Source organism: Vreelandella titanicae BH1 (genome assembly GCF_000336575.1).
Taxonomy (GTDB): domain Bacteria; phylum Pseudomonadota; class Gammaproteobacteria; order Pseudomonadales; family Halomonadaceae; genus Vreelandella; species Vreelandella titanicae.
In genome coordinates this window covers 1-25,873 of the sequence record NZ_AOPO01000027.1, presented here as the reverse complement: position 1 = coordinate 25,873, position 25,873 = coordinate 1, and the positions used below count along the sequence as shown (strand labels likewise).

The 25,873-nt window shown below is 57.0% G+C and carries 29 protein-coding genes; 13 read left to right on the top strand and 16 right to left on the bottom strand.

Annotation, left to right across the window (positions count from 1 at the left end; all coding sequences use genetic code 11):
* The 8 genes from dxr to HALTITAN_RS23805 form a co-directional block, all read right to left on the bottom strand.
* Positions 1-789: 1-deoxy-D-xylulose-5-phosphate reductoisomerase (dxr, locus tag HALTITAN_RS23840; RefSeq protein ID WP_039860882.1), on the bottom strand; the 789-nt coding region annotated here is incomplete at its 3' end.
* Complete coding sequence (locus HALTITAN_RS23835) at positions 786-1,616, bottom strand: phosphatidate cytidylyltransferase (protein ID WP_009288631.1); 831 nt, start codon at positions 1,614-1,616, stop codon at positions 786-788. The genes HALTITAN_RS23835 and dxr, both read right to left, overlap by 4 nt.
* A complete protein-coding gene (gene uppS / locus HALTITAN_RS23830; RefSeq protein ID WP_022520193.1) occupies positions 1,609-2,397 on the bottom strand; it encodes a polyprenyl diphosphate synthase in 789 nt (262 codons plus the stop codon). Before uppS ends, HALTITAN_RS23835 begins: the two co-directional genes overlap by 8 nt.
* A gap of 93 nt (positions 2,398-2,490) precedes the next feature.
* Positions 2,491-3,048 (bottom strand): ribosome recycling factor, encoded by a 558-nt coding sequence (gene frr / locus HALTITAN_RS23825; RefSeq protein WP_009288629.1) that lies wholly within the window; start codon positions 3,046-3,048, stop codon positions 2,491-2,493.
* Positions 3,049-3,052: 4 nt separating this feature from the next.
* Positions 3,053-3,826, bottom strand: a complete 774-nt coding sequence (pyrH, locus tag HALTITAN_RS23820) for a UMP kinase (protein WP_007111718.1) — start codon at positions 3,824-3,826, stop codon at positions 3,053-3,055.
* Between the two features lie 159 nt (positions 3,827-3,985).
* The gene (gene tsf, locus HALTITAN_RS23815; protein ID WP_009288628.1) at positions 3,986-4,855 is read right to left on the bottom strand and encodes a translation elongation factor Ts; all 870 of its coding nucleotides are present in this window, start codon (positions 4,853-4,855) and stop codon (positions 3,986-3,988) included.
* Between the two features lie 228 nt (positions 4,856-5,083).
* Entirely contained in the window at positions 5,084-5,833 is a 750-nt protein-coding gene (rpsB, locus tag HALTITAN_RS23810) for a 30S ribosomal protein S2 (protein ID WP_009288627.1), read from the bottom strand.
* A 63-nt stretch (positions 5,834-5,896) separates the two neighbouring features.
* The gene (locus HALTITAN_RS23805) at positions 5,897-6,163 is read right to left on the bottom strand and encodes a hypothetical protein (RefSeq protein ID WP_027957764.1); all 267 of its coding nucleotides are present in this window, start codon (positions 6,161-6,163) and stop codon (positions 5,897-5,899) included.
* Positions 6,164-6,165: 2 nt separating this feature from the next.
* On the opposite strand from HALTITAN_RS23805, the gene map reads away from it, so the two are divergent.
* The 7 genes from map to HALTITAN_RS23770 all read left to right on the top strand — a co-directional run bounded on the left by map (position 6,166) and on the right by HALTITAN_RS23770 (position 14,226).
* Positions 6,166-6,957, top strand: coding sequence for a type I methionyl aminopeptidase (map, locus tag HALTITAN_RS23800; RefSeq protein WP_022520194.1), 792 nt, complete (start codon positions 6,166-6,168; stop codon positions 6,955-6,957).
* A complete protein-coding gene (locus HALTITAN_RS23795) occupies positions 6,957-9,632 on the top strand; it encodes a [protein-PII] uridylyltransferase (RefSeq protein WP_009288625.1) in 2,676 nt (891 codons plus the stop codon). The genes map and HALTITAN_RS23795 overlap by 1 nt, the downstream gene beginning before the upstream one ends.
* 324 nt (positions 9,633-9,956) lie before the next feature.
* Entirely contained in the window at positions 9,957-11,153 is a 1,197-nt protein-coding gene (gene dapC, locus HALTITAN_RS23790; RefSeq protein WP_039860879.1) for a succinyldiaminopimelate transaminase, read from the top strand.
* Between the two features lie 41 nt (positions 11,154-11,194).
* Positions 11,195-11,536: a Spx/MgsR family RNA polymerase-binding regulatory protein gene (locus tag HALTITAN_RS23785; RefSeq protein ID WP_022520197.1), complete on the top strand. Its 342-nt coding sequence runs from the start codon at positions 11,195-11,197 to the stop codon at positions 11,534-11,536.
* A 119-nt stretch (positions 11,537-11,655) separates the two neighbouring features.
* Complete coding sequence (dapD, locus tag HALTITAN_RS23780) at positions 11,656-12,681, top strand: 2,3,4,5-tetrahydropyridine-2,6-dicarboxylate N-succinyltransferase (protein WP_009288624.1); 1,026 nt, start codon at positions 11,656-11,658, stop codon at positions 12,679-12,681.
* The gene (dapE, locus tag HALTITAN_RS23775; RefSeq protein WP_009288623.1) at positions 12,668-13,840 is read left to right on the top strand and encodes a succinyl-diaminopimelate desuccinylase; all 1,173 of its coding nucleotides are present in this window, start codon (positions 12,668-12,670) and stop codon (positions 13,838-13,840) included. The genes dapD and dapE overlap by 14 nt, the downstream gene beginning before the upstream one ends.
* Positions 13,837-14,226 (top strand): hypothetical protein, encoded by a 390-nt coding sequence (locus tag HALTITAN_RS23770; protein ID WP_009288622.1) that lies wholly within the window; start codon positions 13,837-13,839, stop codon positions 14,224-14,226. The genes dapE and HALTITAN_RS23770 overlap by 4 nt, the downstream gene beginning before the upstream one ends.
* 78 nt (positions 14,227-14,304) lie before the next feature.
* Here HALTITAN_RS23770 and HALTITAN_RS26260 read toward each other — a convergent pair whose 3' ends face one another.
* Positions 14,305-14,850: a cold-shock protein gene (locus HALTITAN_RS26260; RefSeq protein WP_022520199.1), complete on the bottom strand. Its 546-nt coding sequence runs from the start codon at positions 14,848-14,850 to the stop codon at positions 14,305-14,307.
* A 111-nt stretch (positions 14,851-14,961) separates the two neighbouring features.
* Between HALTITAN_RS26260 and HALTITAN_RS23760 the strand changes: the two genes are divergently transcribed.
* Positions 14,962-15,210, top strand: coding sequence for a SlyX family protein (locus HALTITAN_RS23760; protein ID WP_039860877.1), 249 nt, complete (start codon positions 14,962-14,964; stop codon positions 15,208-15,210).
* A gap of 60 nt (positions 15,211-15,270) precedes the next feature.
* On the opposite strand, the gene ald is transcribed toward HALTITAN_RS23760, so the two are convergent.
* From ald to radC, 7 genes are all read right to left on the bottom strand, one after another.
* Positions 15,271-16,389 carry an alanine dehydrogenase gene (gene ald / locus HALTITAN_RS23755; protein ID WP_009288621.1) on the bottom strand — a complete coding sequence of 373 codons (1,119 nt, stop codon included), beginning with the start codon at positions 16,387-16,389 and terminating at the stop codon, positions 15,271-15,273.
* Positions 16,390-16,562: 173 nt separating this feature from the next.
* The gene (locus HALTITAN_RS23750) at positions 16,563-16,997 is read right to left on the bottom strand and encodes an acyl-CoA thioesterase (RefSeq protein ID WP_009288620.1); all 435 of its coding nucleotides are present in this window, start codon (positions 16,995-16,997) and stop codon (positions 16,563-16,565) included.
* 64 nt (positions 16,998-17,061) lie between these two features.
* Positions 17,062-18,252, bottom strand: a complete 1,191-nt coding sequence (locus tag HALTITAN_RS23745) for a class I SAM-dependent rRNA methyltransferase (protein ID WP_039860875.1) — start codon at positions 18,250-18,252, stop codon at positions 17,062-17,064.
* Positions 18,253-18,404: 152 nt separating this feature from the next.
* The gene (gene mutM / locus HALTITAN_RS23740; RefSeq protein ID WP_039860873.1) at positions 18,405-19,247 is read right to left on the bottom strand and encodes a bifunctional DNA-formamidopyrimidine glycosylase/DNA-(apurinic or apyrimidinic site) lyase; all 843 of its coding nucleotides are present in this window, start codon (positions 19,245-19,247) and stop codon (positions 18,405-18,407) included.
* A gap of 157 nt (positions 19,248-19,404) precedes the next feature.
* Positions 19,405-19,560, bottom strand: coding sequence for a 50S ribosomal protein L33 (gene rpmG / locus HALTITAN_RS23735; RefSeq protein WP_022520204.1), 156 nt, complete (start codon positions 19,558-19,560; stop codon positions 19,405-19,407).
* A 68-nt stretch (positions 19,561-19,628) separates the two neighbouring features.
* Positions 19,629-19,865: a 50S ribosomal protein L28 gene (gene rpmB / locus HALTITAN_RS23730; protein WP_022520205.1), complete on the bottom strand. Its 237-nt coding sequence runs from the start codon at positions 19,863-19,865 to the stop codon at positions 19,629-19,631.
* A 258-nt stretch (positions 19,866-20,123) separates the two neighbouring features.
* Complete coding sequence (gene radC / locus HALTITAN_RS23725; RefSeq protein ID WP_009288617.1) at positions 20,124-20,798, bottom strand: RadC family protein; 675 nt, start codon at positions 20,796-20,798, stop codon at positions 20,124-20,126.
* A 175-nt stretch (positions 20,799-20,973) separates the two neighbouring features.
* On the opposite strand from radC, the gene coaBC reads away from it, so the two are divergent.
* The 5 genes from coaBC (at position 20,974) to slmA (ending at position 25,832) form a co-directional block, all read left to right on the top strand.
* A complete protein-coding gene (gene coaBC / locus HALTITAN_RS23720) occupies positions 20,974-22,269 on the top strand; it encodes a bifunctional phosphopantothenoylcysteine decarboxylase/phosphopantothenate--cysteine ligase CoaBC (protein WP_039860871.1) in 1,296 nt (431 codons plus the stop codon).
* Positions 22,266-22,724: a dUTP diphosphatase gene (gene dut / locus HALTITAN_RS23715; protein ID WP_009288616.1), complete on the top strand. Its 459-nt coding sequence runs from the start codon at positions 22,266-22,268 to the stop codon at positions 22,722-22,724. The genes coaBC and dut overlap by 4 nt, the downstream gene beginning before the upstream one ends.
* Before the next feature lie 61 nt (positions 22,725-22,785).
* Positions 22,786-24,183: a phosphomannomutase/phosphoglucomutase gene (locus HALTITAN_RS23710; RefSeq protein ID WP_009288615.1), complete on the top strand. Its 1,398-nt coding sequence runs from the start codon at positions 22,786-22,788 to the stop codon at positions 24,181-24,183.
* 121 nt (positions 24,184-24,304) lie between these two features.
* Complete coding sequence (gene argB / locus HALTITAN_RS23705) at positions 24,305-25,204, top strand: acetylglutamate kinase (RefSeq protein ID WP_007111740.1); 900 nt, start codon at positions 24,305-24,307, stop codon at positions 25,202-25,204.
* Positions 25,205-25,223: 19 nt separating this feature from the next.
* Positions 25,224-25,832, top strand: coding sequence for a nucleoid occlusion factor SlmA (gene slmA / locus HALTITAN_RS23700; protein WP_022520209.1), 609 nt, complete (start codon positions 25,224-25,226; stop codon positions 25,830-25,832).
* The last annotated feature ends 41 nt before the right edge of the window (positions 25,833-25,873 follow it).

The following is a 25,873-nucleotide window of genomic DNA, read 5'->3' as shown; positions in this document are numbered from 1 at the left end:
ATACGCCGCCATGGAGTGAATCACGCTTTGAGGGTGCACCACCACCTGGATTTGTTCGGGCGTGGCATCAAACAGCCAGCAGGCTTCAATAAGCTCTAGCCCTTTATTCATCAGTGTGGCGCTATCCACCGATATTTTACGTCCCATTGACCAGTTCGGGTGAGCGCAGGCCTGTTCGGGAGTGACATTGTTGATTTCCGCCTGGCTCCATGTACGAAACGGCCCGCCAGAGGCCGTTAGCAGCAGTTGACGAACGCCGTGCTTGGCAAGTCCGCCGCGGTGCTCCGCAGGTAGACACTGGTAAATGGCATTATGTTCGGAATCAATCGGTAGTAATGTTGCGCCAGAGCGGGAAACGGCCTCCATAAACAGCGCGCCGCTCATCACCAGCGCCTCTTTATTGGCCAGTAGCACGCGCTTGCCTGCTTCCGCAGCGGCTAGGGCAGGCAGTAAGCCCGCCGAGCCGACAATGGCCGCCATTACGCAGTCGACGCTGGCGTCCCGGGCAACATCGCACAGCGCCTCTGGGCCTGCGCTCACGTCAGTTGACTGCCCAGCCCGCTTAAGCTCTTGGCGCAGCCAAGCGGCATCGGCCTCATTATCCAACACGGCGACCGCAGGGCGATGCGCCAAGCACTGCGCTAGCAGAGCCTCTTTTGAGGTGTGCGCGGTCAGGGCATGCACGCAATAGCGGTCTGGGTGGCGACTAATCACATCCAGCGTGCTAGTGCCCACAGAGCCTGTCGAGCCAAGCACGGTCACACGTTGCCTATTAGCGAGTTGGCTCATAGCGGCGGCACCCGAGCAAACACCTCAACCAGTACTTCCACATAGAACAGTGCAAACAGCGGTATCGCCGCGGTGAGGCTATCAATGCGATCCAGCACACCGCCATGGCCGGGCAGCAACTGGCTCGAATCTTTGATATTACGATGGCGCTTGAGCATGCTTTCCAGTAGATCCCCTAGCACAGAGGCCAAAGTGACCACGGCGGTGATGAGTATCAGGGTAATTCCACCCACCAGGCCCAGCGGCAACCACAGCGCAAAGAGAATAGCCAGAATAGTGGTCGCCGCTAAGCCGCCGTATACGCCCTCCCATGATTTGCCAGGGCTCACGTGGGGAGCCAATTTGCGCTTGCCCCAGTGTCGCCCCACAAAGTAGGCGCCGATATCCGCGCACCAAACCAGCAGCAGCACAAACAGCAGCCAAGCCATACCGATGTCACGCAGAACGTTAAAGCCCACCCAGCAGGGCAATAGCACCCACAGGCCCATCGCCAGGCGCCGCACGGTGGACTGCCACTGCTCACCCGCCGCAGGGTAGCGGGTTACCCAGTAGAGATTCACCAGCCAACCGGCAGCAGAGAACCAAAGCGGCCATATTGATGTGGCGGCTCCGGCCAGCCACATGACCAGCATCAACACCGCCATCACGGCCACTAGCTGAGCACGCTGTGCGGTACGGGTAACGCCCGCCAGATTGGCCCACTCCCAAGTGGCGAGTAGCACCATCAACGCCGTAAATAGCGCAAAAGCGCCGCCGTCTAAACCAAACAGGCCAGCCAGCACCAGGGGTGCTAGCCAGGCTGCGGTGATAATCCGCTGTTTAAGCACCCTGCGCCTCTATTTGTTCGTCCGTCATGCCAAAGCGACGACGGCGCTGGCAGAAGTCGTTTAATGCCGCATCAAACGCATCCGCACCGAAATCGGGCCATAGCAGCGGGGAAAAGTGCAGCTCAGCATAGGCCAACTGCCAAAGCATAAAGTTGGATAGCCGCTGCTCACCACTGGTACGTATACACAGATCCACCGGCGGCACGTCATCAGTCCCCATTGCAGTGTCGAAGCACGCTTCATCGATTTGCTCAGGCGATAACTCCCCAGCCGCCACCTGCTCGGCTAAGGTGCGCGCCGCCCGTGCGATATCCCACTGCCCCCCATAGTTGGCGGCAATCACCAGATGCATCCCTGTATTGTCCGCGGTTAACGCTTCAGCACGCTGAATATGCTTTTGGATGGCGTGGGAAAAACCCCGCTGTTCGCCAATGATCGAGAGGCGCACATTACGCTCATTGAGCTTTTTGACTTCACGCTTAAGCGCCATCAAAAACAGCTCCATCAAGGCGTTGACCTCTGCGGCCGGACGCTTCCAGTTTTCGCTGGAGAAAGCAAACAGGCTGAGGGTTTGCACCTCGCGCTCGGCGGCCCGCTGAATCACCGCACGAACGGTTTCCACCCCAGCCCGGTGCCCACGCACCCCCGAAAGCCCGCGCGCGCGCGCCCAGCGGTTATTGCCATCCATAATGATGGCAACGTGAGACGGCGGGGCCTCCCCGGCCAGAGAAGACGCGCTGGCGTCGTCCGGCTGTTTTTCAGGAAGCTGCGGTGACGTCATGGATTCTCGCACCAAAGGTCAGTCATAAAAAAACCAGCCAGAGTGTGGCAAAACGGGCAGCCAAAGCTGCCCGCGGCTGAATAAAGCACAGGTTTATACCTGCATGAGATCCTGCTCTTTTGCAGTCAGCGCTTTATCGATCTCAGCAATATACTTGTCGGTCAGCTTTTGAATCGCATCTTCGCCTTCACGCTGATCGTCTTCGGTAATCTCTTTATCTTTTAACAACGACTTGAAATCACCGTTAGCATCACGACGTACGTTACGCACGGCAACGCGAGCGTTTTCAGCTTCGCTACGCGCCTGCTTGATATAACCTTTGCGGGTCTCTTCGGTGAGCATCGGCATTGGCACACGGATCACGTTGCCTGCACTGGCCGGGTTCAAGCCAAGATCAGAGGTCATGATGGCCTTTTCGATCTTCTGCACCATGCCCTGCTCCCACGGCGCAATCGTCAGCGTGCGAGCGTCCTCAACGTTGACCGATGCCACTTGGCTAAGCGGTACCTGGCTGCCGTAATAGTCCACGGTAACGGCGTCTAAAATGCTCGGGTGAGCACGACCGGTACGAATTTTATTGAAGTTGCTATGCAGCGCCTCAACGCTTTTTTGCATGCGCGAATCGGCATCTTTCTTAATATCGTTGATCACGTCATTACCCTCTGTATATCAGCGTGCCTTCCTTGCCCCCTACGACCATATTCAGTAGGGCGCCAGGCTTATTCATATCAAATACCCGCACCGGCATATTATGGTCACGTACCAGGCAGATAGCGGTCAAATCCATAACGCCCAATTTTTGATCCAGGGCGTCGTCGTAAGAGAGCTGGTCGTACTTCACCGCATCCGGATGTTTTACCGGGTCTTTATTGTAGACGCCATCGACTTTGGTCGCCTTGATCACTACGTCGGCGTCCACCTCAATGCCGCGCAAACAAGCTGCAGAATCGGTGGTGAAGAAGGGGTTGCCTGTGCCTGCAGAGAACAGCACTACGTCCCCGGAGGTTAAGTAGCGAATGGCCGTGCGACGGTCGTAGTGCTCTACAACGCCGCTCATTGGGATAGCCGACATCACGCGCGAGCGGATATTGGAGCGCTCTAGCGCATCACGCATTGCCAGCGCATTCATTACGGTCGCCAGCATGCCCATATGGTCACCGGTGACGCGATCCATGCCAGCCTCATTGAGCGCCGCACCGCGAAACAAGTTACCACCGCCAATCACGATGCCTACCTGTACCCCAATACCGACGAGCTGGCCGATCTCCAACGCCATCCGGTCAAGCACTTTAGGGTCAATACCAAAATCGTGTTCACCCATCAGCGCTTCGCCAGAAAGCTTGAGCAAAATACGTTTGTATTTTGACTTCGAACCCTCAGCCTTGCTGGGTGCTACATGGGGGGTAGGTTCTTGAACATCACGCGACATGGCATCTCTCCTGAGGCAGACCTGTAAACAGGCAGGCGGGGCAGCCCCGCTGTATAAACCCGTTATCAGGGTCGGCTAACTAACACCGGTTATACAGGGGCCGGATACGCGAAGGCGTGCGCTCACGCGCACGCCATCTTTTTTCTGAAACCTCTGACCTCAGCGACGGCCAGCCTGTTCCATAACTTCTTTAGCGAAGTCGACTTCTTCTTTCTCGATACCTTCACCAACTTCAAAGCGTGTGAAGCTTACCACTTCGCCGCCTGCGGCTTTCACGTACTCAGCCACAGTCTGGTTCGGGTCTTTAACAAACGGCTGCTCGGTCAGGCTGTTTTCTGCCAAGTACTTTTTCAAGCGGCCCTGAACCATTTTCTCTGCGATCTGCTCCGGCTTACCGGCCATATCCGGCTGCGCCAGAATAATCGCTTTTTCCTGATCCAACTGCTCTTGGGGCATATCGGCAGGATGCGCAACCGCAGGGTTGATCGCCGCCACGTGCATTGCAACGTCTTTCGCGACTTGCGAATTGCCGCCTGTTAGCACGGTCAGAACGCCAATGCGGCCACCGTGGACGTACTCGCCTACCAGACCACCGTCAACAGCGTTCACTACGATGGCACGACGCACACCGATATTCTCACCGATTTTCTGAACCAACTGCTCGCGGGCAGTTTCCAGTTCGCCAGCCATAACGGCGGCAACATCTTCGCTTTTCGCGGTGAAGAAAGCACCGGCGATTTTGTCAGCAAACGCGATGAAGTTGTCATCACGAGCAACAAAGTCAGTCTCGGAGTTGATTTCAACCATTACGCCGTAGCTGCCGTCTTCCGCTACACGCGTAACCACTACACCTTCTGCGGCGATACGATCGGCTTTCTTCGCTGCTTTTAGGCCGGAGCTTTTGCGCAGGTTTTCAATCGCAACTTCGATATCACCGTCGGCTTCGGTGAGTGCTTTTTTACACTCCATCATGCCGAGACCGGTACGTTCGCGAAGTTCCTTGACCTGAGAGGCGCTGATAGCTGCCATGAGAATTCACCTCTGAAATGGTTCTATGAGAGTTAGACGCAACACAGAGTATAGGCATGATAAATGACCATCATGTATCACGCTGCCCTATGTCTCTCTGTATTACGGGGCCGGTATTGAGTGCCGGCAAATTCGTCCGCTCAGACAGTTCATCTGTAGCGGGAAAAAGGGGGCAAAGCCCCCTTTATCTTGATGCGGCACACCTGCTCACCGCACCCACTGCTGCGATTACTCAGCGGCAGTGTTGTCTTCAGCTGCAGCGGCCTCTTCGGTCACTTCAACAAACTCTTGAGCGTTGGCTTCTTTGGCACGGCCACACGCATCCGCAATCGCTTTTACGTAGATCTGGATAGCGCGGATAGAGTCATCGTTGCCGGGAATTACGTAGTCAACGCCATCGGGGTTGGAGTTAGTATCCACCACGCCGATAACCGGGATGCCCAGCTTGTTGGCTTCGTTGATCGCGATGCGCTCGTGGTCAACGTCGATCACGAACAGTGCGTCCGGTAGGCCGCCCATGTTCTTGATACCGCCGATAGAACGCTCAAGTTTGTCCTGCTCGCGAGTCGCCATCAAGACTTCTTTCTTGGTCAGCTTCTCGAACGTGCCGTCTTCGCGCATGGTTTCAAGATCACGCAGACGCTTAATGGACTGACGGATGGTCTTGAAGTTAGTCAACATGCCGCCCAACCAGCGATGGTTGACGAAAGGCTGACCAGCACGGTTAGCTTCTTCTTTAATTACCTTGCTAGCGCTGCGCTTGGTGCCAACAAACAAAATTTTGTTGTTGGATGCCGCCATCTTCTCGACCACATCGATCGCTTCGTTCAGCGCCGGAAGGGTGTGCTCAAGGTTGATGATGTGAATCTTGTTGCGCGCGCCGAAGATAAATTTGCTCATCTTCGGGTTCCAGTACTTGGTCTGGTGGCCGAAGTGAGCACCTGCTTTAAGCAGGTCACGCATATTAACGTGAGACATGGTAGAACTCCTAAAACTCGGGTTAGGCCTCCACGCACCCCATGGATCCGACCGTTGACCACGTTAGACGCTGCCAGCGGCACCCGGGACCATGTGCCGGTGCATGTGTGTTTTTAAGGCTTGATAGTAAGCATCGCGCCCGTAAGTCGAGCACGCTGCGGATTCATCGCCCTGCCCTACTGCGTACTTCCCAGCCAAGAAGCTCGGAATCACGATTGCAGGAAAGCGCGCGGCTTTATACCATAGATCATTGCCAAGATGAAGTCGCACCCCGTTTGACGGTCTTAAATTGCGCCATTCAATTTTCCATTCTGCATTCATATCGAGCATTCATGAACGTTCCTATCAAGACGCCTTCTGAAATCGAACACATGCGCGAAGCCGGGCGCCAAGCGGCTAGCGTGATTGAAATGATCACCCCCCATATCCAGGCAGGCATTAGCACGGGGGAAATTGACCGTCTCTGCCATGAGTATATTGTTAACGAGCTAGGCTCGACCCCTGCACCGCTGAATTACCATGGTTTTCCCAAGGCGACCTGCACGTCGATCAACCATGTGGTGTGCCACGGCATCCCCGACGACGCCAAGAAGCTCAAAAATGGCGATATAATGAACCTGGATATCACCGTTAAGACCACCGACGGCTATCACGGCGACTCCAGCGTGATGTTCGTAGTGGGTGAGACGATTCAGGGCGAACGGCTGTGTCGCATTACTCAGGAATGCCTGTATAAAAGCATCGAGCTGGTGAGGCCTGGCGTACGCCTCTCGGAGCTTGCCCGCGTGATTCAAAAACATGCCGAAAGCAACGGCTACTCCGTCGTTCGCGACTTCTGTGGCCACGGCATCGGCGCCGAATTCCACGAAGAGCCGCAGTTTTTACACTACGACGGCTACGCACCGGATGCCGACATTAAGCTCGCCGCAGGCATGTGCTTTACCATCGAGCCGATGATTAACGTCGGCGGGTATAAAACCAAGGTGCTACGCGATGGCTGGACCGCCGTCACTAAAGACCGCAGCCTTTCAGCGCAGTGGGAACATACGCTGCTGGTGACCGAGGGCGGCGTTGAAGTGCTGACCGCGCGTGGCGATGAAGACTTCAGTTTTCTAACCAACTGATGCTATTACACCACCACCGGTTTGAGCCGGACACCACGCTTTACGACCTGGATCTTTTCCGCACTGAGCTTGCCGGTTCACGCTCGCCGGTGGCACCCTTCAAGGCCGCGCTGCGCGAGCTACAGGCGCGCCTGGACGACCAGTTTCGCGCCGGTGCAGACATTCGCGACCTTGTGCGCGGCCGCGCCTGGTACCTGGATCAGTTGCTGGCGATTGCCTGGGCACAGCATGAGTGGCCCGACGATGGTATTGCACTGGTGGCGGTAGGCGGCTATGGCCGTGGTGAGCTACACCCCCACTCGGATATCGATCTGCTGCTGCTACTGGAGCAGGACGATGACACCGCCTATCGTGAACCGCTGACCGCCTTTATCACCTTCTTGTGGGATATTGGCCTGGAAATTGGTCATAGCGTTCGCTCGCTTAGCGACTGCGAGCGGGAAGCCGAAGCGGATGTCACGGTGATTACCAACCTACTCGAATCTCGCCTGATTGCGGGGCCAGAAAGCCTGCGCGAAGCGATGCGCGAACGCCTCAGCGCCGAACATATTTGGCCCGCCGACCGCTTTTTTGAAGCCAAGTGGCAGGAGCAGATTTCCCGCCACTACCGCTATAACAACTCCGAGTACCACTTAGAGCCGAACCTCAAAAGCTCCCCCGGCGGGCTGCGCGACATCCAGATGATCGGCTGGGTGGCCAAGCGCCACTTCGGTACCGAACAGTACACCGATATCGTCGCCAACGGCTTTATGAACGACGCCGAACTGCGCATTTTAAGCCAGGGGCAGGCGTTCTTGTGGCAGGTGCGCTATGCCCTGCATATGCTTACCGACCGCGCCGAAGACCGCCTGCTGTTTGACCACCAGCGCACCATCGCCGAAATGTTTGGCTTTCGCGATACGCCGGAACGTCTGGCGGTTGAGCAGTTCATGAAGCGCTATTACCGGCACGTCACCGCGCTGGCGGGACTCAACGATATGCTGCTGCAGCACTTTGACGAGGTCATCCTGCGCGGCAAAGAAGCGCTGGAAACCGTCAAACTCAACGAGCGCTTTGAAACCAAAGGCGGCTATATCCAGGTTCGCTCGCGGACACTTTTCCGTGAACGCCCCGCGGCGATGCTGGAGCTATTCCTACTGATGGCCAAGCACCCCGAAATCGAAGGAGTGCGTGCCGATACCATCCGACTAATTCGCGATCATCGCCACCAGATTGACGACCACTACCGGGAAGACCCGCGCCACCAGCGGCTCTTTATGGCTATTCTGCGCGCCCCCGGCAATGTGCCCCGCCAGTTGCGGCGCATGAACCGCTACGGGATTCTGGGCAAATACCTGCCCGAATTTGGCCGCGCCATAGGGCTGATGCAGCACGACCTTTTCCACATTTACACGGTCGATGCCCACACCCTGCTGCTGCTCAAATTTCTGCACAATTTTCGCAAACCGGAAGCGAAGGGTGACTTTCCAGTGGCGGTGGCATTGATGCAGCAGTTGCCCAAGCTCGACCTGTTGTGGATCGCCGGGCTGTTTCACGACATTGGCAAGGGCCGCGGCGGCGACCACTCGGAAATCGGCGCCCGGGACGTTGAGCATTTTTGTCAGCGCCACCACGTCTCGCCCCACGACACGAACCTGGTCAGTTGGCTGGTTGAGCACCATCTATTGATGTCGATGACGGCGCAAAAGCGCGATATCAGCGACCCCGATGTGATTCGTGATTTTGCCTTGATCGTGCGTAACGAAACGCGCCTGGACTACCTTTACGTGCTCACCGTGGCCGACATCAATGCCACCAACCCCACACTGTGGAACGGCTGGCGGGCGTCGCTGCTGCGCCAGCTGTACGCCGAAACCAAGCGTGCCCTGCGCCGCGGCCTGAATAATCCGCCCGACCGCGACGACTGGGTGCGGGAAACGCGCACCGAAGCACGCTCTTTGCTGCAAACCATCGGCGTTAATCGTGAGCAAATCGATCATCTTTGGGAATCGCTAGGGGAAGACTACTTCCTGCAGTACGCCCCCAGCGAAATCGTTTGGCAGACCCAGGGCATTCTCAATCACAACCAGTCGCCGCTGCCGTTGGTGTTGATCAGCGCACCTACTGCGGACATGTCCGAAGGCGGCACCAAAGTGTTTATCCACACCCGTTCGGTGGACGACCTTTTCGCTGCTACCGCCGCGGCCATGGAGCAGTTGGGCCTGTCGATTCACGATGCGCGCATTGCGACCTCCCACAACGATTGGACGCTAAACACCTTTATCGTGCTCGACAACCATGGTCAGCCTATACGTGACCCAGGCCACATCGAAGAGATGCGCCGACACCTGGTGGAAGAGCTTGATGACCCTGATGACTACCCGGATATCGTCACCCGCCACACGCCGCGCCAGCTCAAGCATTTCAAGGTACCCACGGAGGTGCTGATTGAGCAGGATCCGGCCAATGAGCGCACGCTGCTGGAGCTAACGGCTCCCGACCGCCCCGGCCTGCTGGCCCGGGTGGGACGGATTTTTATGGAGCAGGATATCTCGCTTTCGGCGGCAAAAATCGCCACCCTGGGCGAGCGGGTAGAGGACGTCTTTTTCATCACCACCAAGGCAGGCGAACCGCTGACTGACCCCGAGCGCCAGCAGCAGCTGCGCGAACGTCTGATTGAAGTGTTGGGCGTTTAAAAGATAATTCACCGAACCCCGAGGCTGATGCAGAGATTGTAGTGCCAAGCCTGGGGGCGAGGGTAGGTTTCCGCGAGGGCGCTGTGAACCCCTCCATGGGCGCTACTTTCGCCATCTGACCGCCAGGGATGGCGGAAATGCCGGAATTGTCAGGAATTTTTTCCGGCCATGGCGAAAGACCCTCGCTCCAACCTACCCTCGCTCCCGTCTATCGAGTGTCTGTAAAAGTATTCATTGCAAAATCACACCCTCGTTAGGTTTGAGCCTGCACCGGGCCTTGCCTATAATCGACGGTTTACGCCGCCAGCCATCAACGGACACATCATGAACGCCGACCTCGACGCCCTGCATCCTTACCCGTTTGAAAAGCTGGCCGCGCTGAAGGCCGCATTAACGCCCCCAGCTGACTTGGCGCATATTCCGCTGACCATTGGCGAACCCCAGCACGCGCCCTTTCCTGCGGCGCTTGAAGCGCTGGTGGCGCACCAGCTGGAAATGGCCCGTTATCCCGCGACCAATGGCCTGCCAGCGCTCCGCCAAACCATCGCCAACTGGGCAAGCCAACGCTTTCAACTGCGCGAACTCGACAGCGAACGGCACGTGGTGCCCGTTAACGGCACTCGGGAAGCCATTTTTGCCTTTGTGCAGGCGGCGCTGGATCGCACCCGCCCGGCGAAAGTCGCGGTGCCCAATCCGTTTTATCAAATCTACGAAGGTGCGACGCTGCTGGCAGGCGGTGAGCCGCTCTATTTAGACTGTACCGCTGAGAACAATTTTCGACCTGACGTTAACGCCGTGCCCGCCGCGACGTGGCGCAACGTGCAAATCGTTTTTATCTGCTCGCCGGGCAACCCCACCGGTGCAGTCACGTCCCTTGATGAATTTAAGCAGCTGATTGCCCTCGCCGACGAACACGACTTTATTATCGCCTCGGACGAGTGTTACTCGGAGCTCTACCTTGACGAAACAGCCCCACCACCGGGGTTGCTGCAAGCCTGCGCCGAGCTGGGTCGTGATGATTACCGGCGCTGCGTGGTGTTTCACTCGCTCTCCAAGCGCTCCAACTTGCCGGGCCTGCGCTCGGGCTTTGTCGCGGGGGATGCGACACTGCTCACTCCGTTTAAGCGCTACCGCACTTACCATGGCTGTGCCATGTCGCTGCCGTTGCAGCACGCCTCTATCGCCGCCTGGCAGGACGAGCAGCACGTACGCGCCAACCGCGACGCCTACCGCGAAAAATTTAGCGCGGTCACCCAGGTGCTTGCCCCAGTCATGGATTTTCCCGCGCCACAAGCTAGCTTTTACCTATGGCCTGCGGTGCCCGGTGGCGACGATATCGCCTTCACGCAGAGGCTGTTTGCCGAACAGCACGTTAGCGTACTGCCCGGCAGCCTAATGGGACGCAGGGGTGAAAATGGCGTTAACCCCGGCGCGGGGCGCTTGCGCCTAGCGCTGGTGGCTGAGCTAGCGCCCACTCTTGAAGCCGCCCAACGAATTCGCCATCTCGTCGAGCGAGGTTAACTTATTCCACATTCTCTGGTTCAACATTCTCAGGAGGTCGTATGCTGACGCTGTATATCATCGATAACTGCGATACCTGCCGCAAAGCGCGTAAAGCGTTGGATGAGAAAGCGCTGCTGTATAAAACCCACGATCTGCGCAAAGATGGTCTATCTGCTGCGCTACTAGAACACATTTTACATCGCGTGCCGCTTGTGGAAGTCATTAACAAACGCAGCAAAACCTGGCGCGAACTTTCCGATGAGGAAAAAGATTACGACGCCAACTCGGCCCGCCAGCTACTGATGAAATACCCCACACTGCTGAAGCGGCCGCTGCTCGAAGTAGACGACTCCACTATCTTAGTCGGCTACCGCGAGGGCGATTACGACAAGCTCGGCTAAGTACTCAAGTGGCTAAGTGCTTCAGCAACTAGATACTTGAGAAACTAAGCACTTAAGCAACTAGGCACCTTGGCTTTGCCTGCTTTTCTTCACTATTTATCACTACAGGACACCTTCTTATGCTGAGCTTTGCGCTTGGAATCGGCACCCAAAACACCCAGGGCGACTGGCTGGAAATCTACTACCCGGCGCCGCTGCTCAACCCACCCGCCAGCCTGGTGGAAGCCGCCAAACAAGCTCTGGATGCCCCCCAAGGCAACGCCGCCATCAGCTTTTTGCCCGAAGACTGCACACGCCTGGCTAAAGCGTTAGAAGCCGCGGGGCACTCCGCCCAGGCAGAGCTTGCCGAAGCGCTCTCTGCCAGCCAGCGCCCCCTGGTCGCGATGTTCCTGGAGAGCGACGAAGCGCCACAAACCGCGCCAGAGGTGTATTTAAAGCTGCATCTGCTGTCCCACCGCTTGGTCAAACCTCACGGTCTTGATCTCACCGGCATGTTTGGCCTTCTGCGCAATATTGCCTGGACCAACGAAGGCGCCATCGACATTGAAGAGCTGCCTACGCGCCGCTTGAAGGCACGTATGGCGGGCCGCGCGCTGTCCGTCGACTGTGTCGATAAATTCCCCAAAATGACTGACTACGTGGTGCCTACCGGTATCCGCATTGCCGACACCGCCCGCGTACGTCTGGGCGCTTACCTAGGCGAAGGCACTACCGTCATGCACGAAGGCTTTGTCAACTTCAATGCGGGCGCCGAAGGCCCCGGCATGATCGAAGGTCGCATCTCAGCCGGCGTGATGGTCGGCAAAGGCTCCGACTTGGGCGGCGGCTGCTCCACCATGGGCACTCTCTCTGGCGGTGGCAATATCGTCATTAAGGTCGGGGAAGGCTGCTTGATCGGCGCCAACGCAGGCATCGGCATTCCCCTGGGTGACCGCTGCACGGTAGAAGCAGGGCTGTATATCACCGCTGGCTCCAAAGTGACCTTACTGGATGATCAGGGCCAGGAAGTGAACACCGTTGCCGCCCGCGAGCTGGCCGGGCAAGACGATCAGCTATGGCGCCGCAACTCCCAGAATGGCCGCATTGAGTGCTTGACCAATAAAAGTGCTATCGCCCTGAACGAGGCGCTGCATGCCCACAACTGAATCTGAAGGACTGTCGCCGACGCTCACGCTCGCCTTTGAGCTGCTCAGCCGGGCCTCGGTAACGCCGGACGACGAGGGCTGCCAGGAACTCATGATCGAGCGCTTAGCAGCGCTCGGTTTTCATATTGAGCGGCTACCGTTTGGCGACGTAAAGAATTTCTGGGCGGTTCGCGGCCATCACGGCCCGGTGGTGGCCTTTGCCGGCCACACCGACGTGGTGCCCAGCGGCCCCTATACCAACTGGCAGTACCCACCGTTTGAGCCCTGCATTGATGATGAGGGTATGCTGTGCGGACGTGGCGCGGCGGATATGAAAGGCAGCTTGGCCTCAATGCTGACCGCCGTTGAGCGCTTTGTGGCCAACCACCCGAATCACGATGGCCGTATTGCCTTTCTGATTACCTCCGATGAAGAGGGCCCGGCAGTCGACGGCACTCGCGCGGTGGTCGAGCACCTGCGCGAGCGTAATGAACGGCTCGACTACTGCATTGTCGGCGAACCATCCTCGACCACGCGCCTGGGCGATGTGATCAAAAACGGTCGTCGCGGCTCACTGGGCGCCACGCTGCACATTAAAGGCGTGCAGGGTCACGTGGCCTATCCGCATTTAGCGCGCAATCCCATCCACCAGGCCATGCCAGCGCTGGATGCGCTGGTCAACGAGCACTGGGACGCGGGCAACGACTTTTTTCCCGCCACCAGCTTTCAGATTTCCAATTTGCGCGCAGGCACCGGGGCGACCAACGTGATCCCTGGCGACGTGGAAGTGGTGTTTAACTTTCGCTTCTCCACCGAGGTGACCTCTGATGAGCTCAAAGCGCGCACGGAAACCATTCTCGACCAGCATGGATTGGAATATCAGATAGACTGGACGCTCAACGGCGAGCCGTTTTTAACCGCGGAAGGCGCGCTGGTTGACGCCGCCATTAAAGGCGTTGAAGCGGTGACCGGCGAGCGCCCGGCGCTCTCTACCAGCGGCGGCACCTCGGATGGCCGCTTTATCGCCACCCTTGGCGCTCAGGTGGTCGAGCTAGGCCCGCTCAACGACACCATCCACAAGGTCAATGAGCGCGTTCGCGCCAGCGATCTGGACGACTTAAGCCGGATTTACGAAGCGACGCTGCAAGCGCTACTCTCCTCCGGTGAGGTAAACCTATGATGGAGCGTTACCCCGATATAGAGATTTACCTAGCCAGCGTGTCGCTTGATGCGCTCAATGAGTGGTTGAAAAGTGCACTAATCGCGCCACCGCTGAGCCCCGCAGGCAAAGGTAAATGGCAAACCCGCGGCCAATACCAGGGTGACTGCGTGCCGGTATTGCTGGTAGACAAAGCCGCTGATGGCTTTGCCAGCCTATGGTTTGATAGCAACCACACGCCGTGGATGACCGACCAAGAGTGTGCCCAACAGGCCGCGGAAGCGTTGCAAACCGAAATACGTTGCTCACTGGGTGGCTGGCACCCCGGTGATGACCCTGACCGCTTCTGGCAAGTGTTGCCCGGTGGCAAAGAAGGGGCAATAGAGTGGCCCGATTCAGGGCGTTAATCGAGCGCTTTAAACGTAAACGACCCCGCCGAAGCGGGGTCGTTACTATCCAACGATCAATTTAACTAGCCGTTGGGCTCACTCAATAATACTGACATCGTCGGCCTGCAAACCACGCTCATTTTTAATCACGTGATAACGCACGATTTGGCCTTCTGCCAACATACGCGGGCCACGACCACGAATGGCACGGAAGTGTACAAACACATCTTCGCCATTATCGCGGGTAATAAAACCGTAGCCTTTGTTGGTATTGAACCACTTTACTTCACCCTCTTCGCGGCCATCGTTAGGATCGATGATGTCTTCCTCCTCATCATCGTCCAACGGTGCAGCCGCTTGGGGTTGGCGCGTTGCTGGCTTGGGACGAACCACAGCATCGGACGCCACCACGATCGAGGGCGCAAAAGCGGCAGACGCTAATGTGCCAATACACAGAACAATAAAACTACCTATCGCAACGGCGATATAGACACCGCTAACTCCACTGATTGCCAACTCGGCCATCCACAGCTCGGCGAGGGCACTATCGGTTAAATGAACAATCCCCGCCAGCAAAAGTGGCGTGGGGGCGGCAAGTAATACACTGATTAAGAAACAGCGAAACACAACTTTTGGGTTCATAGAAAAAAAAGCTCTCTTGTTGTATGGGTAACAGACGAAGGACAATACCCGCACTATCAGGCCCATTCCCAATAGCACCGGCATACTACTACATAAGGCTGCAATGTTATCATGACACATGAATTATCGCCTGTTGACCTAGCTCAACGTCTTGAATCTTTAGAGAGTCGCATAGCCCATCAAGAGCATTGGCTGGATACCCTGGATCAAGCGGTGGTACAACAGGAGCGCCGCCTGGAGAAACTGGAGCAGCTCAGCGGCCTAATGCGCGAACGCCTGCGTGAGCAGCACCAGGCACTCCAGGCAAGCGAACCCCAGGGCGGCCAGCGCCCCGAGGATGAACCTCCGCCCCACTACTGAACTAACGCCAGCCCCGGATGCGACTAATTAATTAGCCGCCGACAGCTAGCTTTCAACAGTTTAGCTGCCAACAACGCTCGCAGGGTCGATACTTTCCAGCCCAAAGGCATCCGCTACGGCCTGGTAGGTGACTTGCCCCGCGTGCACGTTAAGGCCCGGGAGAAAGTGTGGGTCGTCATGCAGCGCCTGCTGCCAGCCCTTATCTGCCAGGGCGAGTACAAAGGGCAGCGTGGCGTTGGTCAGCCCCTGGGTGGACGTACGTGCTACCGCGCCGGGCATATTGGCCACACAGTAGTGAACCACCCCATCGACGATATAGGTCGGTTCGGCATGGGTGGTGGGCTTGCTGGTTTCAAAACAGCCGCCCTGATCGATGGCAACATCGACCAGTACACTGCCAGGCTTCATATCAGCCAGCATACTGCGAGTGATTAGTTTTGGCGCAGCGGCGCCGGGCACCAGCACCGCGCCAATGATCATGTCAGACTCACGGGTGGCCGTTTCCAGCGCGTCTGCGGTGGAGTAAACGGTTTTAATGCGCCCCTGGTAACGGTCATCCAGCACTTCAAGCCGCGCTAACGACTTATCCAGAATGGTAACTTCCGCGCCTAACCCTAACGCCATGCGCGCAGCGTTTTCACCTACCACGCCACCCCCAATCACGGTTACCTTACCTGGCGCCACACCCGGCACACCGGGCAGCAGCACGCCCGCACCGCCCTGGGCCTTCTCCAGGCTATGGGCCCCAGCCTGCACCGCCATTCGTCCCGCTACGGTGCTCATAGGCGCCAGCAGCGGTAGGCCACCGCGGGCATCGGTAATGGTTTCGTAGGCGATACAGGTGGCACCGCTCTCCATCAGCCCACGGGTAAGGGGCTCTTCGGCGGCCAGGTGCAGATAGGTGAACAGTGTATGCTGTGGGGCGAGTCGCGCTACCTCGTCCGGCTGCGGCTCTTTCACCTTGAGGATTAACTCAGCGTTGCGCCACAAAGTGTCCACATCTGCTTCTATGTGCGCACCGGCGGCTTGGAAATCAGCATCGCTAAAGCCTGCACCTTCACCGGCTCCGGCCTGAATGCTCACCTGATGGCCGCGCCCGGCTAATTCCCGTGCGCCGGTAGGGGTTAAGGCCACGCGATACTCGTGATTTTTGATCTCTTTGGGGACAGCAATTTTCATTGGATTTTTCCTGTGCTTTTAAAGGTCAGTCATGTTGTTAAGCAAATTACAGCACAGCTAACGTTGACCACCACCCCAGAAACAAAAAACAAAAAAACGCCGGTTAAGGCGTTTTTTAGGAGAAAAATCTAGCGATTGCCGGTTCTACACGAAAAAATCCACTTCGTTCTACGTCACTCCACAATAACTGCGCCGCCGTAGATACGCCGATACTCCTCGGGCAGGCGCTTGGGCCGCCCTGTTGAAAGCGCCACGCAGGCAAAGCGTGTACGGGCGTAAAGCAACGTTTTAGCGTCTTTGACTCGCACCAGCTGAAAACGGCGGGTCAAACTAAAGCGCTCGTCACAATCGACAATCCAGGTAGCCAGCTGTAGCTCATCACCTGCAAAGGCAGGCGCCAGGTAATCCAGCTCGTGGCGGTGAACCACCATGGCCCGATCAAGCTCTCGGTAACGCTCAAGAGAGAGGCCGAGCGCGACCGAGTGAGCCCAGCTAATCTGCTCAACCCAGCGCAGGTATTCACTGTTGTTGACGTGCTGATAAGCATCGATCGCCTCATCGGCCACGCGGATATCGATCACAAAAGGATCGGGCAGCGCCCACTCCATCGGCTAACTCCTGTGTACCTTTACTCCCCTACACGCTGACTTCTCTGAACTCTAGCTACCTGAACTAGTCGCGGAACACACGCACACCCAGCGCCTTCAGGTAAGACGTTTCAGGGATAGCCGGATGCACCGGGTGATCAGGCCCTTGGTGGCCTTGGAAAATCACCTGCCCGTGACGATCCTGGTGGCGAACCGCACCACGCACTACGTCCATTAGCCGCTCGGGCGCCAGGTGCATGGAGCAGGACGCAGACAACAGCAGACCATCGCGACCCAGCAGGCGCATGGCCTCGCGGTTCAAGCGGGCGTAGGCACGCTCACCGTTGGGAATGTCCTTGCGCTTTTTGATAAACGCTGGCGGGTCAAGAATGACCACGTCAAACTCCTCGCCCTCTGCCTTCAACGCTGCTAACGCTTCAAATGCATCTCCCTCACTAACCGCTACCTTCTCCTGCACGCCATTCAGCTCGGCGTTGCGCGCCACTTGAGCCAGCGCCGGGCCTGAAGAGTCCAGGCACATCACCTCTTTCGCGCCATGAACAGCCGCCTGCACGCCCCAACCGCCTACGTAGCTGAATACGTCCAGCACGCGCTTACCTTCCACATTGCGATTGATCCACTCGCGATTAACCCGGTGATCAAAGAACCAGCCGGTCTTCTGACCGTTCAGCACCGGCACCACAAAGCGAGCGCCGTTCTCTTCGAGCACCACTTCGTCAGGCAGCGTGCCTTTGATGACGTCAACGTGGGCCTCAAGACCTTCCTGACGACGGCCGCCAGTATCGTTACGGAAGACGATCACCTCCGGTTTGATGACTTTTTCCAGCGCATCGACAATCTCATCCGCCAGCGCCTGCATACCCGCGGTATTGAGTTGCACGACGAGGACATCACCAAAACGATCGATCACCAAACCTGGCAACAGGTCGCCTTCGCCGTGGATCAAGCGGTAGAACGGCTGCGCATAAAGGCGCTGACGCAGTGCCAACGCTTGATTAAAGCGGTGTACAAACAGCGAACGATCCAAGCGCATCTCGGGGTCACGAGACATTATCCGGGCAGCAATTAACGAATGAGGGTTTACATACGCGACGGCCATTACTTTGCCATTGGAGGCTTCTACCAGTGCGGTTTCGCCTGCCGCAAAGTTTTTCAGCGGCGTCTCTTTGATATCCACCTCATTGGAGTAGATCCAAAGATGGCCCGCTTTAAGACGGCGGTCGGCATTTTTATTCAGGCGCAGGCGTTGGGTCACAGCAATCTCCAAAAATTTTGTCTTTAAAACCTTGCCTTAAAAACCTGTGTCTTAAAACCTGGGCTTAAAAACCCGTGTTTTAAAAACTCAGACAAGGCAAAAGATGAGGCAAAGCAATACTTAAATAAAACAGTAGCACTGATAGGTAGCCATTAGCGCTGGCAGCCGGGGCAGAACACACTAGCACGCTGGCCAAGCGTAATGCGCCGAAGCTCAGCGCCACAGCGCAAACAGGGTTGGCCGTGGCGGCCATAAACATTAAGGCGTTGGGCAAAGTAGCCGGGCTCACCCTGGCCACTGACAAAGTCCCGCAGCGTGGTGCCACCTTGGGTAATTGCCGCCGCCAGCACTTCTTTCACGGCCAGGGCCAAGGCGTCATAGCGAGCACGGGAAACTCTTCCCGCCGCGCGGCGGGGATCAATGCCGGCCATAAATAGCGCCTCTGCCGCGTAGATATTCCCGGCACCAACAACCACCTGGTTATCCATCAGAAACGGTTTTACTGCCACGCGCTTGTTACGCGAGAGCGTGTAGAGCCATTTGCCGTTAAACGCATCAGACAGCGGCTCAGGGCCCAAGTGAGCAAGCCGTTTATCCTGCGCTGCGTCTGCGACCTGCCAATCCACAAAGCCAAACCGACGGGGATCGTGATAGCGCAGCACATAGCCGCTGGCAGTCACCACGTCCACGTGGTCATGCTTTTTAGGCAAATCCCCCACCCGGGCAATCCGCAGACTGCCCGACATACCCAAGTGCCAGAGCAGCGTCGCGCTAGCGTCACCTTCAAGCGCGCCGCCAGCCTGGATAGGAATCTGCAGGTATTTTGCCCGCCGCATCAACACCCCAATGCGCGCACCTACCAACCGCTCGGCCAGATCATCGGGCACAGGCACACGCAGCCGCGGCTGACGCACCAGCACTTCGGTGACTTCCTGGCCTTCAATATAGGGAGCAATCCCGCGTCGGGTGGTTTCAACTTCAGGAAGTTCGGGCATATTTAGACATCGTACCTGCCTGTAGTGACAGCCTAATGAAGGTGGTTTAGCGAAGCATGCGACACACGAAAGACATGCATGCAAAAACCCGGCTTGAGGCCGGGTTTTTGAACAGGCGCTCGCCTGCAGTGGAAGCCGATCAACATCGCAAAAGCGATTACTTGATCTTCGCTTCCTTGTAGATCACGTGCTTACGGATGACCGGGTCGAATTTCTTGAATTCGAATTTATCCGGAGTGTTCCGCTTGTTCTTATCAGTGGTGTAGAAGTGGCCTGTACCGGCACTGGACACCAACTTGATTTTATCGCGCATGGTTTAACTCTCCCAAAATGCTTGGCCCAAAATACCTGGCCCAAAGGGCTTTGTATAATAAAGCTGGCTTAGATAGCGTCGCCACGCTTACGAATAGCAACCAAAACTGTGTCGATACCTTTCTTGTCGATGATGCGCATTCCTTTAGTGGAAACGCGCAGCTTGACGAAGCGGTTCTCAGACTCAACCCAAAAACGATGGGTGTGCAGGTTCGGCAAGAAACGACGACGTGTCTTACGCTGGGAGTGTGAAACGTTATTTCCAGTTACCGGACGCTTGCCGGTAACCTGACATACTTTGGACATTAGAGCCTCCAACTGCTTGGCCAGGATATAATAACCTGAGTGTTCAAAACTGTCGGGCAAACCGGAGCAGGGAAGGTGTCGACGCCGTTAACCGCCAAGCTTTATCCAAATCCGTTATTCAACCCAAGTTTAAAGGTGGCACTTTATACCAGAGCACCCGACTTACAGCAAGCAAAACCCACAAAAAAGGCTGGAAAAGCACTTTTTTGCTCATTTTACTTAATCAAAACGGCATAGAACAGTGCATTCTTATACTGCTTATAGCCAGCCGCGCTCGGCAAAAGAGATCACTTCTCCATCCCCCACCACGAAATGATCCAGCACGCGCACGTCAAAAAGTACCAGCGCCTCTTTGAGGCGTTCCGTGATACGTCGATCAGCATCGCTTGGCTCTGCCACACCAGAAGGGTGGTTATGCGCCAGGATAACGGCGCCAGCGCTCAGCTCTAATGCGCGCTTGGCAACTTCGCGGGGGTAAACGGATGCGCTGTCTAGGGTACCGCGAAACAGCGATTCATAGCGAATAATTCGGTGCTGAGTATCCAAAAAAAGCACCGCAAACTCCTCATGCCCTAAATGGCGTAGCTGCGAACTCAGGTAGTGGCGCACCAAGGCAGGTGATGTCAGCGCATTGCCCCGCGCCAACTGGCTGGCTAAATGGCGCCGCGACAGCTCAAGCGTCGCCTGGAGCTGAGCGTACTTGGCGCTACCTAACCCACGGGCAGCACAGAAGCTTTCCTGATCGGCCTCTAGCAGTTGGCGCAAACCACCGAAACTGCTGAGTAAATCCCGCGCTAAATCGACCGCCGAACGACCCTGTACGCCAACACGCAAAAAAATTGCCAGCAACTCGGCATCTGAGAGCGCCTGGGCGCCAGTATTTAATAGCTTTTCCCGGGGCCGCTCACCTTCCGGCCAGTGATTAATTCCCATCGCACCTCACCCGCGCTGCCCATCTTTGTCGATCGAAGCCAGCCTCAACACGCATAGCTTTACAGCCATAAGCCTCATTAAACCTAGCTTAACCTTGTTTGTGCTCAATATGCCAAATTGTTGGTGCCAATGGTATGGTAAGCCTCCTTACGAACGCGGATATGGATCACTGACCATGGCCTCTGCTGTTAACTCGACAAGCGCGTCGACGCTCGCCGGCAAACGCGTACTGCTCGGCGTTAGTGCGGGTATCGCTGCCTACAAAAGCGCGTTGCTTGTGCGCCTGCTCAAGCAGGTGGGCTGCGAGGTGCGCGTGGTGATGACCGACGGGGCCCAGGCCTTTATTACCCCGCTCACGCTGCAGGCGCTCTCCGGCGAGCCTGTGCGCACCTCTTTACTCGACCCCGAAGCCGAGGCGGGCATGGGCCATATTGAGCTGGCCCGCTGGGCGGATATAGTGCTGATCGCTCCGGCGACTGCCGACCTTATCGCTCGTTTGGTGCACGGTATGGCCGACGACCTGCTCACTACGCTCTGCCTGGCCTCAGAAGCGCCCAAACTGATTGCCCCGGCGATGAACCAGGCTATGTGGCGCCACCCCGCCACCCAGCGTAACGTAGCGCAGCTTGAGCATGACGGTTGGCAGCTCATAGGCCCCGCCGCCGGTGACCAGGCCTGTGGCGATGTGGGGCCAGGCCGCATGAGCGAGCCTGAAGAGATTTTTAGCGCGGTTACGGCGCTGTTTGCTGCCCCTATCACCACAGCGCCTCACTCACATGCACCCCATATTGTGATCACCGCTGGCCCTACCCGTGAGCCACTGGATCCCGTGCGCTACATCTCCAATCACAGCTCGGGGAAAATGGGCTTTTCCCTGGCCGCAGCCGCGGTAGCTGAAGGGGCCAAGGTGACGCTGATCAGTGGGCCGGTTGACCTACCCACTCCCCAGGGCGTGACGCGAATTGACGTTGAGTCAGCCGAGCAGATGCACGCTGAAGCTCAGCGGCTAGCGCCTCAAGCGGCGCTGTTTATCGGCTGCGCGGCTGTCGCCGACTATCGCGCGGCAGCCCCTGCCGAGCATAAGCTCAAAAAGCAGGATGATAGCGACACACTCACCCTGACCCTGGTTAAAAATCCCGATATCATCGCCGGCGTCGCGGCACTGCCCGCCAAACAGCGCCCGCTGGTGATCGGCTTTGCCGCCGAAACCCAGGAGGTTGAGCGTTACGCACGGGATAAATTACAGCGCAAAGGGCTGGATATGATCGTCGCCAACGACGTCTCCCAGGCTGGCCTGGGCTTTGGCAGCGACCAGAACGCCGCCTGGATACTCTGGCGCACCCCTCAAGGCGTCGAGAGCCGCTCAGAAGTTGCACAGCCGAAGACACAGCTGGCCACCACCATCATCCGTCAAGCGCTCGCCCTACTACCCACAACAGCCGCTACGAAAACATCTGGAGAATCCCCATGAGTGCCCGCCCCCGCCTGCAGTGCAAAGTATTAGATGAGCGTTTGCACGACTACCTCCCTGCCTACGCGACAGCTGGCTCGGCGGGAATGGATCTGCGCGCCCTGCTGGATGAGCCGTTAATATTAGCGCCCGGCGATTGCCAGCTCGTACGCACCGGCCTTGCCATCTATATTGAAGATCCGGGTTTGGCAGGCATGATCCTACCGCGCTCCGGTTTGGGGCATAAACATGGCATCGTGCTAGGCAATTTAGTGGGTTTAATCGACTCAGATTACCAGGGCGAACTAATGATTTCGGTCTGGAACCGTGGTCAGAGCTCGTTTACGCTAACCCCCTTCGATCGGCTGGCACAGTACGTGCTTGTGCCTGTGGTACAGGCCGAACTCTCCTTGGTGGACGCGTTTGAAGACTCCTCAAGGGGCGGCGCCGGGTTTGGCAGTACGGGCAGTCAGTAACGAGTGGTCGCGCCTGTTTAGGAACCCTTTTAAGGAAACGTCTATTTAGCTGGGAAGCCCTATGAACGCACAGTCTGTACCCGCTTCGATTTTTCGCGCCTACGATATTCGCGGTATCGTTGACGACACGCTCACTGAAGAGACGGTAGAAATGATCGGGCGTGCTGTCGGCTCTGAGGCCGCCGCGCGGGGCGAATCCAGCGTGGTAGTCGCCCGCGACGGTCGCCTTTCAGGCGCTCGGCTGCAGGCAGCGCTGATGCGTGGCCTGAACGCCGCAGGGCGCGATGTGATCGATATCGGCATGGTGCCCACCCCGGTGCTCTACTTCGCCACTCACATACTGGAAGGCACCCAATCAGGCGTAATGGTCACCGGTAGCCACAATCCGCCTGACTATAACGGCTTTAAAATTGTGCTGAGCGGCGAAACGCTCTCTGGTGATGCGATTACAGCCCTGTTTGAACGTATCCAGTCCGGCAACCTAGACAGTAGCTTAGACAATGCTCAAGGCAGTATCACCCAGCAGGATGTTCGTGAACGCTATTTAACGCGCATTCTAGGCGACGTTAAGATCAACCGACCGATAAAAGCCGTGGTCGACTGCGGCAACGGCGTTGCCGGGGAACTCGGTCCGCAGCTGCTGGCACGGTTAGGTATTGAGACCATCCCGCTGTTTGCGGAAATTGACGGCCATTTCCCCAATCACCACCCTGATCCGGGCAAGCCGGAAAATGTCCAGGATCTGATCCGCAAAGTGCACGAAACCGGGGCCGACATTGGCCTTGCTTTCGATGGTGATGGCGACCGTCTGGGCGTTGTCACACCCACTGGCAAGCTGATTTATCCCGACCACCTGCTGATGGTGTTTGCCACCGATATGCTCGCGCGCCAACCTGGGGCCAAGGTTATTTTCGATATTAAGTGCACTGGCAACCTGGTCAAAGTGATCAGCAAGGCCGGCGGCGAACCGGAAATGTGGCGTACCGGGCACTCGATGATCAAGGCGCGTATGCAGGAAACCGGCGCTCAGCTTGGTGGCGAGATGAGTGGGCATATTTTTTTCCAAGAGCGCTGGTATGGTTTTGACGATGGCCTCTACGCCGCCGCTCGGCTGGTAGAGATTCTCGCCAATCAAGCCGACGACGCCGATACTTTTTTTGCCAACTTCCCTCAAGACGTTGCCACACCGGAAATTAATATAGCGGTTACCGACGATAACAAATTTTCTCTGGTGGATAAGCTTGCTCGCGAGGGCGACTTCGGCGAAGGTATAAAAACAACTTTGGACGGCATTCGCGTTGACTACCAGGATGGCTGGGGGCTGTGCCGCCCCTCGAACACCACGCCTGCACTGGTCATGCGCTTTGAAGGGAAAGACGAGGCCGCGCTAGCACGCATCAAAGCAATTTTTAACGACGCGCTTCGGCGCGTCGCGCCAGACATTGAGCTCCCCCAGTAGACAGATAGCTCTTTAAATAGCTCGGGGCTGGAGGGATCGCGACCACCTAGAAAGCGCGACCCTCATCACTTAATCAGCATAAACGTTAGCAGCATAATAAACGTTCGCAAGGGACAACCTCATGAGTTCAGCCAGTCGCGATCCCCAGGTCGTTGTGGAGGTGCTTTCCGAAGCCCTCCCGTATATTCAGCAGTTCTCCGGCAAAACCGTGGTGGTCAAATATGGCGGTAACGCCATGACCGAAAGCACCCTGATCGACTCCTTTGCCCGCGATATCGTGTTAATGAAGGAAGTCGGCATCAACCCGGTGGTGGTGCATGGCGGCGGGCCGCAGATCGGAGACCTGCTCAAAAAGCTCAACATTGAATCTCGCTTCGTCAACGGCATGCGCGTTACCGACTCACAAACCATGGACGTGGTCGAGATGGTACTGGGCGGCTTGGTCAACAAAAGCATCGTCAACCTGATCAATCAAAGCGGCGGTAAAGCGATTGGCTTGACCGGTAAAGATGGCTCACAAATTCGTGCCCGCCAGCTCAAAGTTGAGCACCAAAGTCCCGAAATGACGGCGCCCGAGATCATCGATATTGGCCATGTGGGCGAAGTGGAGTCGATCTCAACCGAGCTTATCGAGATGCTGGCAGCGCGTGATTTTATTCCGGTGATTGCACCGATTGGCGTCGACGCCGCAGGCCACAGCTACAATATCAACGCTGACCTGGTAGCGGGAAAGATCGCCGAAGCGCTCAATGCAGAAAAGCTGATGCTACTCACCAATGTCGCCGGGTTAATGAATACCGAAGGTGAAGTGCTCACCGGTTTAAGCACCGCTCAGGTGGATGACCTGATCGCCGATGGCACGATTTATGGCGGCATGCTGCCCAAAATCCGCTGCGCGCTGGATGCAGTGAAGGGCGGCGTGAACAGCTCGCACATTATTGATGGCCGTGTCCCCCACGCGGTGTTACTGGAAATTTTCACCAATGCTGGGGTAGGTACTCAAATCAAGGACGCGAGCTAACCGCGACGGAGGCCACATTATGAGCGAAGATCAAAAACCTCGCCGCCGCGAGCAAATTCTCCAAGCCCTGGCATTGATGCTCGAGGAAGATAGCGGCAAGCGCATTACCACAGCCGCCCTCGCCCGCCAGGTAGGAGTTTCAGAAGCGGCGCTCTACCGCCACTTTCCCAGCAAAGCGCGTATGTTTGAGGGGCTGATTGACTTTATCGAAGAGAGTATTTTTGCCCGCATCACGCGTATTTTAGAAGACGTTCCCGACGCCACCTCCCGCTGCGGCACCATACTCGCGCTGCTGCTGGGCTTTGCTGAGAAAAATCCTGGCCTGGCACGAGTGATGGGCGGCGACGTACTCACCGGCGAAACCGCACGGCTACGCCAGCGGGTCAACCAGCTGTTTGAACGCCTGGAAATGCAGCTTAAGCAGATTCTGCGCGAAGCCGAACTGCGTGAAGGCCTACGCCCCACGATTCCTGCCTCTGCCGCTGCCAATTTGTTAGCGGCCCAGGCGGAGGGGCGAATTTCACAGTATGTGCGCAGCGACTTTAAGCGCTTGCCCACCGAACATTGGGAAGATCAGTGGTCGCTGCTGTCGGCCCACTTACTGCGCGCCACGGCACAGCCTGCTTAGGCTCGCGTGCTGGCTGCACAAAAAGCCGGCTCCTTTAACGT

Bases quoted from the DNA above. Each gene is read 5' to 3' on its own strand.
- uppS (WP_022520193.1), bottom strand. From the start codon at position 2,397: ATGACGTCACCGCAGCTTCCTGAAAAACAGCCGGACGACGCCAGCGCG.
- pyrH (WP_007111718.1), bottom strand. From the start codon at position 3,826: ATGTCGCGTGATGTTCAAGAACCTACCCCCCATGTAGCACCCAGCAAG.
- tsf (WP_009288628.1), bottom strand. From the start codon at position 4,855: ATGGCAGCTATCAGCGCCTCTCAGGTCAAGGAACTTCGCGAACGTACC.
- rpsB (WP_009288627.1), bottom strand. From the start codon at position 5,833: ATGTCTCACGTTAATATGCGTGACCTGCTTAAAGCAGGTGCTCACTTC.
- HALTITAN_RS23805 (WP_027957764.1), bottom strand. From the start codon at position 6,163: ATGCTCGATATGAATGCAGAATGGAAAATTGAATGGCGCAATTTAAGA.
- map (WP_022520194.1), top strand. From the start codon at position 6,166: ATGAACGTTCCTATCAAGACGCCTTCTGAAATCGAACACATGCGCGAA.
- HALTITAN_RS23795 (WP_009288625.1), top strand. From the start codon at position 6,957: ATGCTATTACACCACCACCGGTTTGAGCCGGACACCACGCTTTACGAC.
- dapC (WP_039860879.1), top strand. From the start codon at position 9,957: ATGAACGCCGACCTCGACGCCCTGCATCCTTACCCGTTTGAAAAGCTG.
- HALTITAN_RS23785 (WP_022520197.1), top strand. From the start codon at position 11,195: ATGCTGACGCTGTATATCATCGATAACTGCGATACCTGCCGCAAAGCG.
- dapD (WP_009288624.1), top strand. From the start codon at position 11,656: ATGCTGAGCTTTGCGCTTGGAATCGGCACCCAAAACACCCAGGGCGAC.
- dapE (WP_009288623.1), top strand. From the start codon at position 12,668: ATGCCCACAACTGAATCTGAAGGACTGTCGCCGACGCTCACGCTCGCC.
- HALTITAN_RS23770 (WP_009288622.1), top strand. From the start codon at position 13,837: ATGATGGAGCGTTACCCCGATATAGAGATTTACCTAGCCAGCGTGTCG.
- HALTITAN_RS26260 (WP_022520199.1), bottom strand. From the start codon at position 14,850: ATGAACCCAAAAGTTGTGTTTCGCTGTTTCTTAATCAGTGTATTACTT.
- HALTITAN_RS23760 (WP_039860877.1), top strand. From the start codon at position 14,962: ATGACACATGAATTATCGCCTGTTGACCTAGCTCAACGTCTTGAATCT.
- ald (WP_009288621.1), bottom strand. From the start codon at position 16,389: ATGAAAATTGCTGTCCCCAAAGAGATCAAAAATCACGAGTATCGCGTG.
- HALTITAN_RS23750 (WP_009288620.1), bottom strand. From the start codon at position 16,997: ATGGAGTGGGCGCTGCCCGATCCTTTTGTGATCGATATCCGCGTGGCC.
- mutM (WP_039860873.1), bottom strand. From the start codon at position 19,247: ATGCCCGAACTTCCTGAAGTTGAAACCACCCGACGCGGGATTGCTCCC.
- rpmG (WP_022520204.1), bottom strand. From the start codon at position 19,560: ATGCGCGATAAAATCAAGTTGGTGTCCAGTGCCGGTACAGGCCACTTC.
- rpmB (WP_022520205.1), bottom strand. From the start codon at position 19,865: ATGTCCAAAGTATGTCAGGTTACCGGCAAGCGTCCGGTAACTGGAAAT.
- radC (WP_009288617.1), bottom strand. From the start codon at position 20,798: ATGGGAATTAATCACTGGCCGGAAGGTGAGCGGCCCCGGGAAAAGCTA.
- coaBC (WP_039860871.1), top strand. From the start codon at position 20,974: ATGGCCTCTGCTGTTAACTCGACAAGCGCGTCGACGCTCGCCGGCAAA.
- dut (WP_009288616.1), top strand. From the start codon at position 22,266: ATGAGTGCCCGCCCCCGCCTGCAGTGCAAAGTATTAGATGAGCGTTTG.
- HALTITAN_RS23710 (WP_009288615.1), top strand. From the start codon at position 22,786: ATGAACGCACAGTCTGTACCCGCTTCGATTTTTCGCGCCTACGATATT.
- argB (WP_007111740.1), top strand. From the start codon at position 24,305: ATGAGTTCAGCCAGTCGCGATCCCCAGGTCGTTGTGGAGGTGCTTTCC.
- slmA (WP_022520209.1), top strand. From the start codon at position 25,224: ATGAGCGAAGATCAAAAACCTCGCCGCCGCGAGCAAATTCTCCAAGCC.